General features: G+C 74.5%; 14 protein-coding genes. 5 read left to right on the top strand and 9 right to left on the bottom strand.

The genetic code is table 11. From position 1 onward, the window contains the following. Positions 1–13: 13 nt before the first annotated feature. Positions 14–2,770 (top strand): LuxR C-terminal-related transcriptional regulator, encoded by a 2,757-nt coding sequence (locus ACQ452_RS16595; protein ID WP_433385313.1) that lies wholly within the window; start codon positions 14–16, stop codon positions 2,768–2,770. 16 nt (positions 2,771–2,786) lie between these two features. Here ACQ452_RS16595 and ACQ452_RS16590 read toward each other — a convergent pair whose 3' ends face one another. The 3 genes from ACQ452_RS16590 to ACQ452_RS16580 are packed head-to-tail and all read right to left on the bottom strand — an operon-like array spanning position 2,787 to position 5,988. Beyond that, the gene (locus tag ACQ452_RS16590) at positions 2,787–3,860 is read right to left on the bottom strand and encodes an alcohol dehydrogenase catalytic domain-containing protein (RefSeq protein ID WP_433385310.1); all 1,074 of its coding nucleotides are present in this window, start codon (positions 3,858–3,860) and stop codon (positions 2,787–2,789) included. Next, complete coding sequence (locus ACQ452_RS16585; RefSeq protein ID WP_433385307.1) at positions 3,857–5,275, bottom strand: aldehyde dehydrogenase family protein; 1,419 nt, start codon at positions 5,273–5,275, stop codon at positions 3,857–3,859. The genes ACQ452_RS16590 and ACQ452_RS16585 overlap by 4 nt, the downstream gene beginning before the upstream one ends. A gap of 47 nt (positions 5,276–5,322) precedes the next feature. Further along, a complete protein-coding gene (locus ACQ452_RS16580; protein ID WP_433385304.1) occupies positions 5,323–5,988 on the bottom strand; it encodes a TetR/AcrR family transcriptional regulator in 666 nt (221 codons plus the stop codon). A gap of 87 nt (positions 5,989–6,075) precedes the next feature. Here ACQ452_RS16580 and ACQ452_RS16575 point away from each other — a divergent pair, with 87 nt between their 5' ends. From ACQ452_RS16575 to ACQ452_RS16560, 4 genes are all read left to right on the top strand, one after another. Continuing rightward, positions 6,076–7,224: an acyl-CoA dehydrogenase family protein gene (locus ACQ452_RS16575; protein WP_433385301.1), complete on the top strand. Its 1,149-nt coding sequence runs from the start codon at positions 6,076–6,078 to the stop codon at positions 7,222–7,224. Positions 7,225–7,257: 33 nt separating this feature from the next. Then, positions 7,258–8,430 (top strand): acyl-CoA dehydrogenase family protein, encoded by a 1,173-nt coding sequence (locus tag ACQ452_RS16570; RefSeq protein WP_433385298.1) that lies wholly within the window; start codon positions 7,258–7,260, stop codon positions 8,428–8,430. Next, a complete protein-coding gene (locus tag ACQ452_RS16565) occupies positions 8,427–8,900 on the top strand; it encodes a MaoC family dehydratase (protein WP_433385295.1) in 474 nt (157 codons plus the stop codon). The genes ACQ452_RS16570 and ACQ452_RS16565 overlap by 4 nt, the downstream gene beginning before the upstream one ends. 135 nt (positions 8,901–9,035) lie before the next feature. Then, positions 9,036–9,851, top strand: a complete 816-nt coding sequence (locus ACQ452_RS16560) for a SigB/SigF/SigG family RNA polymerase sigma factor (protein WP_433385292.1) — start codon at positions 9,036–9,038, stop codon at positions 9,849–9,851. A 347-nt stretch (positions 9,852–10,198) separates the two neighbouring features. Here the strand turns inward: ACQ452_RS16560 and ACQ452_RS16555 are convergent, their stop codons facing one another. The 6 genes from ACQ452_RS16555 to ACQ452_RS16530 all read right to left on the bottom strand — a co-directional run bounded on the left by ACQ452_RS16555 (position 10,199) and on the right by ACQ452_RS16530 (position 15,827). Further along, positions 10,199–11,833 (bottom strand): CotH kinase family protein, encoded by a 1,635-nt coding sequence (locus tag ACQ452_RS16555; protein ID WP_433385289.1) that lies wholly within the window; start codon positions 11,831–11,833, stop codon positions 10,199–10,201. After that, positions 11,833–12,510: a DUF4956 domain-containing protein gene (locus ACQ452_RS16550; RefSeq protein ID WP_433385286.1), complete on the bottom strand. Its 678-nt coding sequence runs from the start codon at positions 12,508–12,510 to the stop codon at positions 11,833–11,835. The genes ACQ452_RS16555 and ACQ452_RS16550 overlap by 1 nt, the downstream gene beginning before the upstream one ends. A gap of 7 nt (positions 12,511–12,517) precedes the next feature. Continuing rightward, positions 12,518–13,429: a polyphosphate polymerase domain-containing protein gene (locus ACQ452_RS16545; protein ID WP_433385284.1), complete on the bottom strand. Its 912-nt coding sequence runs from the start codon at positions 13,427–13,429 to the stop codon at positions 12,518–12,520. A gap of 162 nt (positions 13,430–13,591) precedes the next feature. Further along, the gene (locus ACQ452_RS16540) at positions 13,592–14,266 is read right to left on the bottom strand and encodes a lysoplasmalogenase (RefSeq protein WP_433385281.1); all 675 of its coding nucleotides are present in this window, start codon (positions 14,264–14,266) and stop codon (positions 13,592–13,594) included. Further along, positions 14,263–15,108, bottom strand: a complete 846-nt coding sequence (locus tag ACQ452_RS16535) for a sterol desaturase family protein (RefSeq protein ID WP_433385278.1) — start codon at positions 15,106–15,108, stop codon at positions 14,263–14,265. The genes ACQ452_RS16540 and ACQ452_RS16535 overlap by 4 nt, the downstream gene beginning before the upstream one ends. Further along, positions 15,105–15,827: a FadR/GntR family transcriptional regulator gene (locus ACQ452_RS16530; protein WP_433385276.1), complete on the bottom strand. Its 723-nt coding sequence runs from the start codon at positions 15,825–15,827 to the stop codon at positions 15,105–15,107. The genes ACQ452_RS16535 and ACQ452_RS16530 overlap by 4 nt, the downstream gene beginning before the upstream one ends. Positions 15,828–15,878 lie beyond the last annotated feature (51 nt).

The raw sequence follows: 15,878 nt of genomic DNA, 5'->3' as shown, positions 1-15,878 counted from the left end.
TGACACTCGATGCATGGTTACTGCATCGACAGTGCAACTAACCGTGCTGCGCGGCCGGTCCGAGGAGCGGACGGCGATCCGGCGCCTGCTGGGCGACCTGCCGGCCGCCGGGGGAGCTCTGCTGTTCGAGGGCGAGCCGGGCTCCGGCCGCAGCGCGCTGGTCGACTACGCGCACCGGCACGCCGAGGGCTGCACCGTCCTGGCCGCCACCGGGCTCGCCGAGGAGGCGGACCTGCCGTACGCGGGGCTGCAACGCCTGCTGGAGCCGGTGCTCGACCGGTCCGGCACGCTCCCGGGACCGCAACGGCGGGTGCTGCTGCTGGCCCTGGCCGGCGCAGGCTGCCCCGCGCACCGGCGGCTGGCGCTGGCCCTGGCCGTGCTCAACCTGCTCGCCACCGCCGCGCGGGACCGCCCGCTGCTGTGCACGATGGACGACGTGGACCTGGGCGACCAACCCACCACGGACGCGCTGGCGGTCGTCGCCCGCCGCCTGCGCCGCAGTCGGGTGGCGGTCCTGCTCACCACGGCCACCGGCGTCGCGCTCGCCGGGGTACCCCGCTACCGGCTGCACCCGCTCGACGGCGGGGACAGCGTCGCCCTGCTCGCCGACCGGGCGGCCGGGGAACCGCCCGCGCCACCGGTGGCCGCCGCCCTCAGCGTCGCCGCCGGCGGCAACCCCCAGGCGCTTGTCGACCTGGCCGAGCGGCTCACCCCGGCGCAGCGCCGGGGGTCGGAACCGGTGCCCGAGGCGCCTCCGTCCGACGGTGGGCTGGCCCGCGCCTACCGCGCACGGCTGGACCGGTTGCCGGCCGACACCCGGCGGATGCTGCTGCTCGCCGCGCTCGACGAGGACGGCGACCTGGACACCCTGGTCCGGGCCGCCCGGGCCGCCGGCGCGGCGGTCGAGGCGCTCACACCGGCCGAACTCGCCGGCCTGGTCCGGCTCGGGCCGCGGCGGGTCGCGTTCCCGCAGCCCCTGGTCCGGGCCGTGACCGCCGCCGCCGCGCCACTGGCCGCGCGCCGCGCGGCGCACCTGCTGCTCGCCGGCGTGCTCGACGGGCCCGGGCACCGGCTGCGCCGGGCCGGGCACCTCGCCGCCGCCGCGCAGGGACCCGATCCGGCCCTGGCCGCCGAGCTGGAGCAGGCGGCGACCGGCGGCGCGGGCGGCGACCCGGCCGTCGCCTCGGCGGCGCTGCAACGCGCCGCCGAACTCAGCGGCGACCCGGTACCGGCGGCGGCCCGGCTGGTCGCCGCCGCCCGGTACGCCTGGTCGGCCGGGCGGGCGCACCGGGCCCGGCTGCTGCTGGGGAGCCTGCCCGCGACGGACGACGCCGCCGTGGCGGGCCGGGCCGGGCTGCTGCGGGGGGAGATGGAGCTGCGCGCCGCCCGACCCGGCCCCGCGTCGACCGCGCTGCTGGCCGCCGCGCGCACGCTGGCCGGCGTCGACCGTGCGCTGGCCCTCGGCGCGCTGGTGCGGGCCGGCGAGGCCGCCTGCTTCGCCGGCGACCAGTACCGCTACGCGGAGGTCGCCCGCCGGGCGGAGCCGCTGCGGCGGCCGGACGACCCGCCGGCGACCGAGCTGCTGAGCGCCTACGTCGCCGGGACCGCGGCCACCCTGCGGGGCGACCACGAGCGGGCCGGACCCGCGCTGAGGCGGGTGGTCGTGCTGGGCGCGAAGCTGGCCGGGCCGGCGCTGACCCCCGCGGCCCTGACCTGTGCCGCGGCGGCGGGGCTGCTGGTGGCGGTCGACGGTGCGGGGCACCGGCTCGCCGAGCGCGCCGTCTCGCTGGCCCGCGAGCGGGGCGAGCTGTCCGCCCTGCCGCGCGCGCTGGAGCTGCGGGCCGCCGCCGAGTACTGGCTGGGCCGGCACGACGCGGCGGCGCAGAGTTCCCGGGAGGGGCTGCAAGCGGCCCGCGACACCGGCCAGGACAACTGGGCGGGCGTGCACCTGGGCATGCTGGCGGTGCTGGCGGCCGTCCGGGCCGACCGGGACACCAGCCTGCGTCGGATCCGGGAGATCGGCGAGGCGCCGGGCGCCCACAGCCGGCCGTGGGCCCTCGCCCAGTGGGCGCTGGCCGTGCTCGACCTGGTCGACGGGCGCCCCGCCGCCGCCACCGCGCGACTGGCCGCCCTGGCGTGTCCCGGCACCGGCCGGGGCCAGGTGCTGGTCCAGGTGATGGCCACCCCGTACCTGGTGGAGGCCGCCGCCGCCGTCGCGGACGGGCCGGCGGCCGGCCCCGCCCTCGCCGTGTTCGACAGGTGGGCCAGCAGCACGGCGAGCCCGTCCCGCCGGGCCCTCTCGGCGCGCTGCCACGCTCTGCTCGCGCCCCGGGGCAGCGCCGAGGCGGAACGGGAGTTCCGCAGCGCCCTGCGGCTGCACCCGAACGACGCCGGCGCGTTCGAACGGGCCCGCACCGAGTTGCTCCTCGGCCGGGAGCTGCGCCGCAGCCGCCGGCCCCGCGCCGCCCGCGAGCACCTGCACGGCGCCCGGGAGACGTTCACCCTGATCGGGGCGGCCGTCTGGGCGGAGCAGGCCACCACCGAGCTGCGGGCGGCCGGGGAATCCGTCGGCCCCCCGGCGGAGTCGGCGGCGCGGCTGCTGACCGGCCAGCAACTCCGCATCGCCCGACAGGTCGCCGAGGGCGCCACCAACCGGGAGATCGCCGCCCGGATGTTCCTCTCCACCCGCACCGTCGACCACCACTTGCGCAACATCTTCCACCGGCTCGGCATCCGCTCGCGGACGGAACTGGCCCGTGCGCTGTCCTGACGCCGGCGGGTACGCCTCAGAGCAGCACGACGGTGCGCGCGCCCTCGCCCCGGGCCATCCGGTCGAACGCCTCGCCGGCGCCGTCCAGGGTGGTCCGGTCGGTGATCAGGTACGACAGGTCGAGGGTGCCGTCAAGCACGGCCCGGGCGAGCGCGGGCACGTCCCGGTCCGGGTCGGAGGAGCCGTAGACCGACGAGCGCAGCGTCCTCGCCGAGTGGAAGATGTCCAGCGCGCCCAGCCCGACGATGTCGTCCTTGGCGCCCATGCCGACGACCGTGACCTGCCCGCCCCGGCGCGTCGCCCGCCAGGCGGTGCGGATCGTGGCCGCGCGCCCGACGCACTCCAGCGCGTGGTCGACGCCCCGGCCCCCGGTCCGCTCCCGGACCGCCCGGCTCAGCGACCCGTCGGCCGGCAGGAACTCGGTGGCGCCGGCCGCGGCGGCCAGCGCCGCCTTGGCCGGGGAGACGTCGACGGCGAGCACCGGGTCGGCGCCGGCGGCCCGCGCGGCGGCCACCACCGACAGGCCCACCCCGCCGAGCCCGATCACGGCCACCGACTCGCCGGGCGACACCCCGGCCGTCCGGCGTACCGCGCCGACGCCGGTGAGCACGGCGCAGCCCAGCAGTGCCGCCGCCTCGAAGGGCAGCTCCGCCGGGACCCCGATGACGGCCTCCTGCGGCACCACCACCTCCTCGGCGAGGGCGCCGAGACCGAGCGTGACGTGCAGCGGCTCACCGGAGGGGGTACGGCCCCGCCGGGCCGAGGGCGACCCGGTGCGTTCGCACAGCCAGGGCTCGTCCCGCCCGCAGTACCAGCAGACGCGGCACGGCGGGGCCCAGTTCAATACCACGTGCGCGCCGGGCGCGACCCGCGTGACGCCCTCGCCGACCTCGACCACCACCCCCGCCGCCTCGTGCCCGAGCACCAGCGGGTACGCCGTCGTGAGCGTGCCGTCGACCATGGACAGGTCGGAGTGGCAGACGCCCGCCGCCCGGACGCTCACCCGCACCTCGCCCGGACCCGGGGCGGGCAGCTCGATCTCCTCCACCCGCAGCGGCGCGCCGACGGCCCGTACGACCAGCGCCCTCATCGCTGGATGGCCTTGACCTGGAGGAACTCCGCCAGACCGTGCCGGCCCAGCTCCCGGCCGAGCCCGGACTGCTTGTAGCCGCCGAACGGGGCGAGCGGGTTGAACGGGGCGCCGTTGATGTCGACGGCGCCGGTGCGCATCCGCCGGGCCACCCGCAGCGCCCGGTCGGTGTCGGCGGACCAGACGGCGCCGGCCAGCCCGTAGCGGGAGTTGTTGGCGATGCTGACCGCCTCGTCCTCGTCGTGGAACGCCATGACCGCGAGCACCGGGCCGAAGACCTCCTCCTGGGCCAGGGCGCTGTCGGGGTCGACGTCGGCGATCACCGTCGGCGCGACGAAGTGTCCCCGGTCGGGCAGCGGGGCGTCCGGCCCGCCGGCGACCAGCCGGCCGCCGTCGGCGAGGCCCCGCGCGACGTGCTCGTGGACCCGGTCCCGCTGCGCCGCCGAGACCAGCGGGCCGAGCCGGGTGGCCGGGTCGAACGGGTCGCCGAGCCGGTAGCCCGCCGTGGCCCCGGCGGCCAGGGCCAGCGCCTCGTCGTAGCGTTCGTGGTGCACCAGCAGCCGGGTCCAGGCGGTGCAGGTCTGGCCGGAGTTGAGGAACGCGTTGCCGACCCCGACCTTCACCGCCGCCGCCAGGTCGGCGTCGTCGAGGACGACGTTTGCCGACTTGCCGCCGAGTTCCAGGGTGACCCGGGCGATCCGGTCGGCGGCGAGGTGGGAGATCCGTCGGCCGGTGGCCGTCGAGCCGGTGAAGGAGACGAGGTCGACGTCCGGGTGTGCGGCGATGGCCTCGCCGACCACCGGGCCGGTGCCGGTGACCAGGTTGACCACCCCGGGCGGGAAGCCGGCCTCGTGGACGGCGTCGAAGAGCAGGTACGCCGTGAGGGGCGTCAGCTCGCTCGGCTTGAGCACCACCGTGCAGCCGGCGGCCAGGGCGGGTGCCAGTTTCGCGACGACCTGGTGCAGCGGGTAGTTCCAGGGGGTGATCGCCCCGACCACGCCGACCGGTTCCCGTACGACCAGCGAGTTGCCGATCGTCTCGTCGGCCGGGGGCGCGGCGGCCAGCTCGACGTAGCCGCGCAGGACGGTCAGCGGCAGGCCGGCCTGGACCCGGGTGGCCACCCGCAGCGGGGTGCCCAGTTCGAGGGCGACGGTGCGGGCGATCTCGTCGGTCCGGGCGGTGAGTGCGGCGTGCAGCCGGTCGAGGCACGCGGCCCGGTCGGCGGGTGCCGCGTCGGCCCAACCGGGGAAGGCGGCCCGGGCCGCCGCGACGGCCCGCTCGACGTCGGCGGCCGTGCCGGCCGGCACCGCCGCGACGACCTCCTCGGTCGCCGGGTTGTGCACCGCGACGGTCTCGCCGCCGCCGGCGGCGACCCACGCTCCGTCGAGGTAGAAGTCGGTGCGTGCGAGATCCATCGCGCCCCTCACGTACGTCGGCCAAACTAGCAGCGCAAGTTTTGACTCTAGTACGCGTCGTCGGCGGGCGGGAGGGGCGCGAGCGGCCCGATGTGCTCCTCGTAGGTGCGCGACAGGCCGTGGATCAGCGCGTCGAGGCCCAGGGCGAAGGCGCCCTCGTCGACTTGCTGCTGATGCTCGGCCAGCCGGTGGGCCTGGGTCAGGTGCGGGTACTGCTCCGCGTACAGCCCGGGGTCCTCGACGAAGCCCCGGGCGAACGAGCCGAGCGCCGAGCCGGTCACGAAGTAGCGCATGAGCGCGCCGATGTGGGTGGCCCGGGCCGGCGGCCAGCCGGCGGCGACCAGCCCGCCGTAGACGGCGTCGGCCATGGCGAGCGCGGCCGGCCGGCGCCCCGGTCCTCGGGCCAGGTGGGGCACGATGTTCGGGTGTGCGGCCAGCGCCGCGCGGTAGGAAAGGCCCCACCGGCGCAGCGCCTCGCGCCAGTCGACGGTGGCGAAATACGACACGTCCACCTGCCCGGTGACGCTGTCGGCCACCGCGTCGAGGATCTCGTCCTTCGTGGCGAAGTGGTTGTAGAGCGACGGTCCCCGCACTCCGAGCTCGGCGGCGAGGCGGCGGGTGGAGAAGGCCGCCAGCCCGTCGGCGTCGATCAGGGCGGCGGCGCTCTCGACGATCCGCTGGCGGCTGAGCAGCGCCTGCCGCGGCCGGGGCATGCGGTTCTCCTTCACTCGGTGTCCGTCGCAGACTCTGCCACACCCGGGTCTGGACGGAATTAAACTTCCACCGCTAGTTTAAGAGCCATGGATCTGCAACTCTCCACCGAGCAGGCGGCGGTGCGTCAGCTCGCCGCCGACTTCGTCGACCGGGAGGTGGCGCCGCACGCGGCCACCTGGGACCGCCGGGAGTCCGTCGACCCCGGCATCGTCGGCAAGCTCGGCGACCTCGGCTTCCTGGGGCTCACCATCGCCGAGGACGACGGCGGCTCCGGCGGCGACCACCTCTCCTACTGCCTCGTGCTGGAGGAGCTCGGCCGCGGCGACTCCGCCGTGCGCGGCATCGTCTCGGTCTCCCTCGGGCTGGTCGCCAAGTCCATCGCCGCACACGGCACCGCCGAGCAGCGCGCGCAGTGGCTGCCCCGGCTCTGTTCCGGGGCCGCCCTGGGCTGCTTCGCGCTTACCGAGCCCGACAGCGGCTCCGACGCCGCCGCGCTGACCACCCGGGCGGTCCGCGACGGCGCCGACTGGCTGATCACCGGGGCGAAGATCTTCATCACCAACGGCACCACCGCCGACGTGGCGCTGGTCTTCGCCCGCACCGGCGGCCCGGGGCACCGGGGCATCAGCGCGTTCCTGGTGCCCACCGACGCGCCGGGCCTGACCCGGCGCGAGATCCACGGCAAGCTGGGCCTGCGCGGGCAGGCCACCGGGGAGTTGCGCTTCGACGGCGTACGGGTGCCGGACTCGGCGCGTCTGGGCGAGGAGGGCGCGGGCTTCCGGCTGGCCCTGGGCACCCTGGCCAAGGGCCGGATGTCCGTGGCGGCCGGCTGCGTCGGCATCGCCCAGGGCTGCCTGGACGCGGCGGTCGGCTATGCCGGGCAGCGCACCCAGTTCGGCAAGCCCATCGCCGGGCACCAGCTCGTGCAGCAGTTGCTGGCCGCCATCGCCGTCGACACCGACGCCGCCCGGCTGCTCGTGTGGCGGGTGGCCGACCTGATCGACCGGGGCGAGCCGTTCGCCACCGAGGCGTCGACGGCCAAGCTCTTCGCCAGCGAGGCCGCCGTCCGCGCGGCCAACAACGCGGTGCAGGTCTTCGGCGGATACGGCTACATCGACGAGTACCCCGTCGGCAAGTACCTGCGCGACGCCCGCGTCGCCACCCTCTACGAGGGCACCAGTCAGATCCAGCAGCTCCTCATCGGGCGGGCGCTGACCGGCGTCAACGCCTTCTGACCAGGGAGAACCACCGCACCGACCGGAGGGGACATGGACTTCGCGCTCTCGGACACCGAACGGGCCATCCGCGACACGGCTCGTGACTTCATCGCCAGGGAGGTCATGCCGCTGGAGCAGGAGCTGCTGCGGCGCGAACGCGCCCACCAGCCCGGGCTGGAGCCCGACGAGCTGCGCGAGTTGCAGCTCAAGGCGCGGGCGTTCGGCTTCTGGGGGCTGGCCACCCCCGAGGAGTACGGGGGCATGGACCTGCCGGCCGTCACCCAGTCGCTGGTCTGGACGGAGCTCGGCCGCTCGTTCGTGCCGTTCCGCTTCGGCGGCGAGGCCGACAACATCCTGTTCCGGGCCAACGACGCGCAGAAGCGGGAGTTCCTGGTCCCGACGGTCGAGGGGGAGCGACGCAGCTGCTTCGCGATCACCGAGCCGGGTGCCGGGTCCGACGCCGCCAACATCAGGCTCAGCGCCCGGCTCGACGGCGGAGACTGGGTGCTCAACGGCGAGAAGACGTTCATCACCGGCGGCAACGAGGCCGACTTCGCCATCGTCATCGCCGTCACCGACCGGGAGCGGGGAGCCCGCAACGGGGGAGCCACCGCCTTCCTGGTGGACCGGGCGATGGGCTGGCGCTCGGAGCTCATCCAGACCATGGGCGAGGGCGGGCCGGCCGCGCTGGTCTTCGACGACGTACGGGTGCCGGCGCGCAACGTCCTCGGCGAGCCCGGCCAGGGTTTCGCCCTCGCGATGGAGTGGATCGGCAAGGGGCGCTACACGATTCCCTCGCACGCGGTCGGCATCGCCGAGCGGGCGCTGCGGATGGCGATCGACCACGCCAACACCCGGCGGACGTTCGGCAGGCCGATCGGCGACAACCAGGCGATCCAGTGGATGATCGCCGACTCCGAGACCGAGCTGGAGGCGGCCCGCTGGCTGATCCTGCGGGCGGCCTGGACCGTGGACCAGGGCGTGGACCCGCGGCACGCCTCCTCGATGGCGAAGCTCTACGGTGCCGGCATGGTCAACCGGGTGGTGGACCGGGTGCTGCAGATCCACGGCGGTATGGGCTACACCCGGGAGCTTCCCGTCGAGCGCTGGTACCGGCAGGTCCGGCTCTACCGCATCTTCGAGGGCACCGACGAGATGCAGCGCCTGATCATCGCGCGGGACCTGCTGCGCGGCTACACCCGGCTGGGCGGGCACCTGGCATGAGGATCTTCGCCTCCGTCGACGAGCTGGCCGCCGCGGTCGGCGAGACCCTCGGCCCCGGGCCGTGGCAGCCGATCGACCAGGGTCGCGTCGACCTGTTCGCCGACGCGACCGACGACCACCAGTGGATCCACCTCGACCCGCGGCGGGCGGCGGCCGGCCCGTACGGCGGCACTGTCGCGCACGGTTTCCTGACCCTGTCCCTGCTGCCGGCGCTGGTCGGCCGGCTCTATCGGGTGCGGGGCGTGCGGATGGGGGTGAACTACGGGCTCAACCGGGTGCGCTTCCCCGCCCCGGTGCGCGTCGGCACCGCGATCCGCGCCGTCGCCACCATCACCGGTGTCTCCCCGGTCGGCGGCGGGGTGCAGCTCGTCACCGCCGCGACCGTGGAGTGCGACGCGGGCGGCAAGCCGGTCTGCGTCGCCGAGACGGTGAGCCGGCTCTACGCGGAGCCGGCGAATTCCGAGTCGTAGCTCATGTTTTAAAGCTTTCTGTCGCTTTTATCCATCGCCCGTTCGGTTGATATGCGGGCGGCCGTTGGTCTAGGGTGGTGGCACTGCGGTCGCCGGTTCCTGGCGTTGCCGCAACTGCGGGACAGAAGGGACAGCATGATCACCACGAGCACCGCGCCGACCGTCACCACCACCGAGGCCACCACCACGGTGGCCGGCGACGAGACCCGCGCGAGCGAGCTGACCGCCGCCCTCGCCGCCATGCCGGAGGACCACCCCGGTCGGCCGGCGCTGCGGGCTCGGGTGATCGAGGCGTGGCTGCCGCTGGCCAACCACCTCGCGTTCCGCTACACCGGTCGTGGCGAGCCCAACGGGGACCTGGCCCAGACCGCGGCGCTCGGGCTGATCAAGGCCGTGGACCGGTTCGACGCCTCCCGGGGCGTCGACTTCGCCGGCTTCGCCATCCCGACGATCCTCGGTGAGATCAAGCGCCACTTCCGCGACCGCACCTGGAACATCCGCGTGCCGCGCCGCCTGCAGGAGCTGCGGCTGCGCATCTCCGAGGCCAACGGCACCCTGACCCAGACGCTCAACCGCGCGCCGACGGTCGCCGACATCGCAGCCCACCTCGACGTCACCGAGGAAGAGGTCCTGGAGGGGCTCGAGGGGGCCCGCGCCTACAACGCGGTCTCCCTGTCGACCCCCATCGGCGACGGCGAGAGCGCCACGGAGCTGGGCGACACCCTGGGTGCCGAGGACGGCGAGTTCGAGCTGGCCGAGCTGCGGGTCTCCCTCGGCCCGGCGCTCGCGACCCTCGACGAGCGGGAGCAGAAGATCCTGACGCTCCGCTTCTACGGCAACCTGACCCAGAGCGAGATCGCCACCCGGGTCGGTGTCTCCCAGATGCACGTCTCGCGCCTGCTCGCCCGCGCCCTGGGCAAGCTGCGCGGTCAGCTCGAAGCCAGCCACTGACGGGACCGGCGGTAGGGCGCGAGCGCGGCCAGCAACGCCGGCCGCGCGGCCGGGACCACCCGCTGCCCGGTCCGGGCGGTGGCGGGTCGGCCAGGCAGGCCAGCACCCGCCGCCGGACCTGCCCGGGCAGGACGGCCTCCCCGGCGAGACGGACTGCGCTCGTGGCCCGGGCGAAGGCGGCGGCCACGTGCGGCTGCCCGACCGCCCAGGCCAGGTCGGCCTCCGGCGGCGCGGGCGGCAACAGCTCCAGGGAACGGCCGGGCGCAGGGTGGCGACGGCGGCGCGCAGCCCGGCCACCGTCGCGCCGTGCACCTGGAGGCAGTACGGGCGCCGTCCGATCCGCGGGCTCAGCCCTTCGCGACCACCTCGTCCTCGGCGAGGCGCGCCGCACGCTCCTGGATCAGCGTGCGTAGCCGCTGCGCCTCGGTGGCGAGGCTCTGCGCGTCGTGCCCGTCGATGCTCGAGACCACCCCGGTCAGCTCGTCCAGGGCCGTGAGCGCCGTCCCGCCGGCGTAGATCTCCCGGTACAGCTCGCGGTAGGCATCCTCGTAGCCGGTCGAGAAGGCGGCGCTGGCGAGGAACCGTTCCTTGAGCTTGTGGCCGCCGCCGGCCCGCTCGCCGTCACCCTGCCCGGGTGCCCGACCCGGCGCCTGCGCGCCCTGCGGAGGCTGTCCGGCCTGCGGAGGCTGCCCGGCCGGTGGGCGTGGGCCGTCGGCGCCGGGGCGCGTCGGGACACCGCCCCCGGCCGGCGCGCCGGGAGCGCCGCCGCCCATCCGGCCCGCGTCGTGCGGCCCCTGGTCGGCGCTGCCGCTGAAGGTCAGGTTGTAGTCCCAGCCGACGACCGTGAACTTCCTGGTCGTCAGGTCGTACCAGAGGTAGTAGTTGCGGCCGGGCCCCGACATGTCGTCGAAGTTGAGCAACAGGTTCTGCGCCGCGACGTAGCGTGCGAAGGACCCCACGTTGACGTGGTCGGCCAGGTGCGCGTCGAATTCGGCGTCGCTGCTGTCGGCGACCCACCGCAACAGGTCGATGACGGGCTGGAGGTCCTGCTCGCCCTTGCCGGTGACCTGGCTGAAGTCGTCGTGGTAGTCCGTGGGGTCGTCGCCCTGGTCGGTGAAGTTCCCGGTGGCCAGGGCCTTGTAGAGCACCCCGTCGCCGTCGAGGCCGTCGGCGAAGTCCTCGTCCGGGTGCTGCACCACGAGCCGGGCCGTGGCCGGGCGGTCGTTGACGACGAACCGCGCGTACGCGTACCCCTGCGAAGCCTCCCCGGCGCCGGCGAGCACCCGCAGGGACACGGCCTCGTTGAGCACCGTCGCACCACCGCCCATGCCGCCCACGCGCACGGCGATCTCCCGGTGTCCCTGATAGCGGCGACCCTCGACGAACTCGTCGAACCGGATGAGCCAGGGCAGCGTCTCGGGCTCCTCCACCCTGAGCGCCGTGCGGGCGGCGCCGGGCCGGGCGGCGCCGGCCGCCGGGCCGTCGCCCTGCGCCGCCCGGCCCGGTGGTGCCGCGGGGGGTCCGCCCCGGGCAGCACCGCCGTCGGCCCGCCCGCCGGTCCTGCCGACGACCTGCCCGTCGCGGGTCAGCCCCGCCAGCGTCGAGTTGCCCTTGAGCCGGATCCCGACGCTCGGGACCGTGGTGCCGTCGATCGTCAGGTCGGCCTCCACGTACTCCTTCTCGCCCTCCTTGGCGAAGGCGTCGACCATCCGGTCGTAGTCCGCGGCGCGGAACGTCAGCCCGATACTGTGCGCGACGCCCGGGTCGAACAGGTCCCGGCTGCCGGCCAGGTCCTGGGTGACCTCGTCGCCGCCGCGCCCGCCGCCGCTGGTGACGTACGGCTGCACCCGCACCGTGCTGAACCCGACGGCCAGGACGGCGAGGAACGCGACGCAGCCGGCCAGCAGCCGCCAGTACTGCCGGACGCGGACCGGGACCCGGCGCCACAGGCGCCGGCCCGGGCCGGCGGCAGGTGCCGGCATCACAGGTCCGTCTGGTCGTAGCCGGTCAGCACCGTCACCCGCTGTCCCGACGTACGCTCGCTGAGCGCCGAGATGAGCTGGCCCGGCTCGTGGCCCTTGCGCAGCCGCACGGTGTACATGATCTCGGTGAGCGCGCCGCCGCGGATCGTCTCCATGCTGACCAGCTCGAACTCGCTGGTGTGCCGGATCAGGACGTCCTGGACGGACGCGCTGTGCTCGCCGCCCGGCGGCACCTGCACCTTGACCACCTGCCGCTGGACCTGCGAGGCGAACCAGTTGAAGCGGTACATGACCAGGACGACCAGGCCGATCGCCACGGCGGCGACGACGGCGAGGGTGTAGAAGCGGGTGCCGCAGGCCATGCCCACGCCCATGACGAGGAAGATGAAGCCGACGTCGCGCGTCTCCTTGATGGCGTTGCGGAAGCGCACCACGGACAGCGCGCCGACCAGCGCGAAGGCCCGGGCGATGTTCGACCCGACCACCAGCATGATCAGTGAGATGAGCATGCCGAGGAGAACCAGCGTCTGCACGTACGACTGGCTGTAGGACACGTTGCGGTGGGTGAACCGGTAGACCCAGCCGATGGCGGCGCTGAGCAGGAAGGACAGCGACAGGGTCAGCGCGACGTCCGCGACGCTGAACGTGCCGGACAGGTCCTGGAAGGTGAAGTCCATGGTGTTCTCAGGCCTCGCTCGTGACGGTGGTCGGGGACAGGTCGGCGGCGGGATCGTCGGCGACGACGTGGAAGACGGAACGGGGGGCCTGACCGAAGGCCTCGACGCTCTGGCAGTACTTGGAAATCCGGACGACCGACATGTTCGAACGGGCCGCCAGGTCGGTCAGCCAGGACGGCACCCGCTCGTTGGCCTTGATCTCCACCACCGACAGCTTCGCCGGCACGATGAGCCGGTTCTGCGCGTCGGCGCCCAGGTGGAAGTCCCGGTCGCGGCCCCGTACGCGGTGGTCCACGGTGACCCGTAGGCCCGTGTCGGCGGCCCGACCGACGAACGCCTCGCGCTGGTAGCCGGTCATCGCCACCGGTCGGAGGTCCAGCCCGCAGACCAGTTCGAGGACCTCCTCGACGAAGGCGCGCTGGGACTCGTCGTGCGCGACCGGCACGCGGCGGTCGCACAGGTCGCGGGCGAGCCGGTACGGCAGGGCGATCCGTCGTTTCTGGGTCACCCGGTTGACCCGCTGTTTGATCTCGACGTACACGGTGGTGTCGTCGGTGACGGCGAAGCGGTCACCGTAGTGCCGGATCCGCAGCTTGCGGCGGAACCGCAGGCCCTCGATCTTCTCCCAGTAGAAGCGCAGCCGGGGCGTGTCGTAGTACACGCTCCACACGCCGTAGCCGGTGTCGCCGCCGTGGCTGTCGAGGTCCATCCGGCGCGCGAACTCGTCGCGCAGGGCACGGGCGGCAGCGCTGTCGACCAGGTATTTGATCTCGTAGCGGTTGAAGGCGTGCAGCCGGCTCGGCGCCCGCAGGCTGTGCCCGGCCCGGTCGGTGTCGCGGTGCGGCGGTGCGCCCGGGTCCGGCGGTTCGTCCCGCACGGCGCCGGGCGGGGCCGGCCGGGCATGGAAGGGATTGCGCATGTGGCGACCGATCTCGTAGGTGGACGAGGCCAGGCGCCAGCCAAACCCCCCAACCTGTGCGAGACGTGTGGATGCCTTGTGAATTACCGATGATCATGTGGACGACGAGGGCCACCGGTCCGGTTGGGAGCGGCGGGCCCTCGTCGTCGGATCGTGCGCGTGCTATCGGACGCCGTCGGGCGTCGGGCCGGGGGCGGGGGTGGGGGTGGTGTGGCCGACGCCGGCCGCGCTCCGGTCGCGGCGGTCGGACGCGGCCACCCAACCGGTGGTGATGAGCAGCAGGGCCGCGATGTAGGTGATCATCACGGCCAGGCCGTGGCCGGGGATCCGCAGGTCCACGGCGTCCAGGCCGATCAGCAGGTCGGAGAGGAGGAACAGACCCCCGCCCAGCGCCACCCGCCGGGAGACGCCGTTCGCGGCGGCGGCCATCAGGCTCAGGGCGAGGCTGTAGCCGAGGACCGGCAGCCGCAGCGGGCCGAGGGCCCGCCACAGCAGCAGGTTGGCCACCGCCCACAGGGCGAGGTAGATGATCAGACCGGCGGCCGGCGGCCGGCGGTGGCGCAGGAAGGCGGCCAGGAAGGCGATCTGGGTGACGAGGAAGCAGCCCATGCCGACGAGGAAGGCCGTGTCGCCGGAGAGCAGCAGCGCGATGTCACCGCCGGTGGCGAAGACCAGGCCGACGGCGACGGGGTCGACCCGCCGCCGCGCCCGCAGCAGGTACACCAGCAGGACCGGCGCGAGCAGGGGCTTCGCCAGCCACTGTAGGAGGGTCGAGTCGGCGGCGACGCCGATCAGTTCGACGACGGCCACCACGCCGAACGGCCAGAGGCGCCTCACGGGGCCACCGCCGCCCGCGCGGCGGGCTGCCAGCCGGGGCGGCCGAGCACGTGCCCGAGGCGGTGCCGCCAGCACGAGGCGGACCGCAGGTCGGCCCAGATCGCCCGGTACTCGTGGGTCGCCACCCGCAGCGGATTGAACGTGTCGATGTTCTTGGTCAGGCCGTAGCGGACGGTGGCCCGCTCCGGGGTGAAGGTGCCGAACAGCCGGTCCCAGACGATCAGGATGCCGCCGTAGTTGCGGTCGAGGTATTCGACGTTGGCGCCGTGGTGCACCCGGTGGTGCGACGGCGTGTTGAAGACCCATTCGATGGGGCGTGGCAGCACGGTGATCCTCTCGGTGTGCAGGAAGAACTGGTACAGCAGGCTGATCGACTGCTGAAGGAAGATCATCCACGGGGGGATGCCGAGCAGCGCCAGGCCCAGCCAGAACGGCACGGCGGTCATCGGGGTCCAGCTCTGCCGCAGCGCCGTCGAGAGGTTGAAGAAGACGCTCGAGTGGTGCACGACGTGCCCGGCCCAGAGCAGCCGCACCTCGTGGTGCGACCGGTGGAACCAGTAGTAGGCCAGGTCGTCGGCGAGGAACAGCAGCACCCACGTCCAGATGCTGGTGGGGGAGAGCTGCACGGGCGCGGCCGTGTACGCGGCGGCGTAGAGGCCGATCGTCAGCAGCTTCCACGGCACGCCGATGATCTGGCTGCCGGCACCCATCGTCAGGCTGGTCGCGGTGTCGCGCAGCTCGTAGCCGCGTTCGTCGTCGTCCGGGGCGAACCGGTAGGAGACCGCCTCCACGACGATGAGCAGCAGGAACGCCGGTACGGCGTAGAGCACGGCGGGGATCATGCCAGGGCTTCCCTTCTCGGTGCGGCGGGGGCGGTGAGGGGAGCGGTGAGCAGGGCGCGCGCCTCGCGGGCGGCGTCGGCGCCCCGGCCGGTGACGACGGCGTCGGCGAGCCGGCGGTGGCCCGCCACGTCGAGCAGTTCCGCGGCCCGGCGCTCCGGTGGCGCCTTGCCGACGGCGAGCGTGCCGGCCACCAGGCTGTTGAAGGCCAGCAGGTAGGCGGTGTTGCCGCTGCCGGCGACGATGTGCCGCCAGAGCGCGATGGTGGCCTCGCCCATCGCGGCCAGGTCGGGCGCCAGATCCGCGTACGCCTCGACGGCGCGCGGAATGGCGGCCCGGAGGGTCGCCTCGCCTCGCTCGGCGCAGAGCCGGGCCGCGTCGACGCCGATGCAGGCCCGCATCTCCAGCATGTCGCGGACCAGGGTGTCCACCGGGAGGGTGTCGTGGCAGCGGGTGAGGGACAGGGCGAGGTCGAGCCCGGCGTGCACCCGCCAGTCCAGCACCCGGGTGGCACCGCCCTGGCTGATCCGCACGAGGCCGAGCTGCTGCAACCGGCGCAGGGCCTCGCGCACGGCGTGCCGGTTCACCCCGAAGGTGGCGGCCAGCTCCCGCTCGCCGGGCAGCGCCTCACCCGGTCGGTAGCGGCCATCGACCACGGCGTCGCGGATCTGGCCGAAGACGTGGTCGGAGACCGAGGTCCGGGGAGCGGGAGCGAAGGCCATGCCGAGGAGTGTGACGCCGCACACATCAACCCGTCAACTGGTTGGACCAGT

Origin of the sequence: Micromonospora sp. KLBMP9576 (assembly GCF_050941805.1) — a bacterium.
Classification (GTDB): Bacteria; Actinomycetota; Actinomycetes; order Mycobacteriales; family Micromonosporaceae; genus Micromonospora.
Note: the sequence above shows the minus strand (reverse complement) of the source record. Positions and strands in the feature narration are given on the sequence as shown.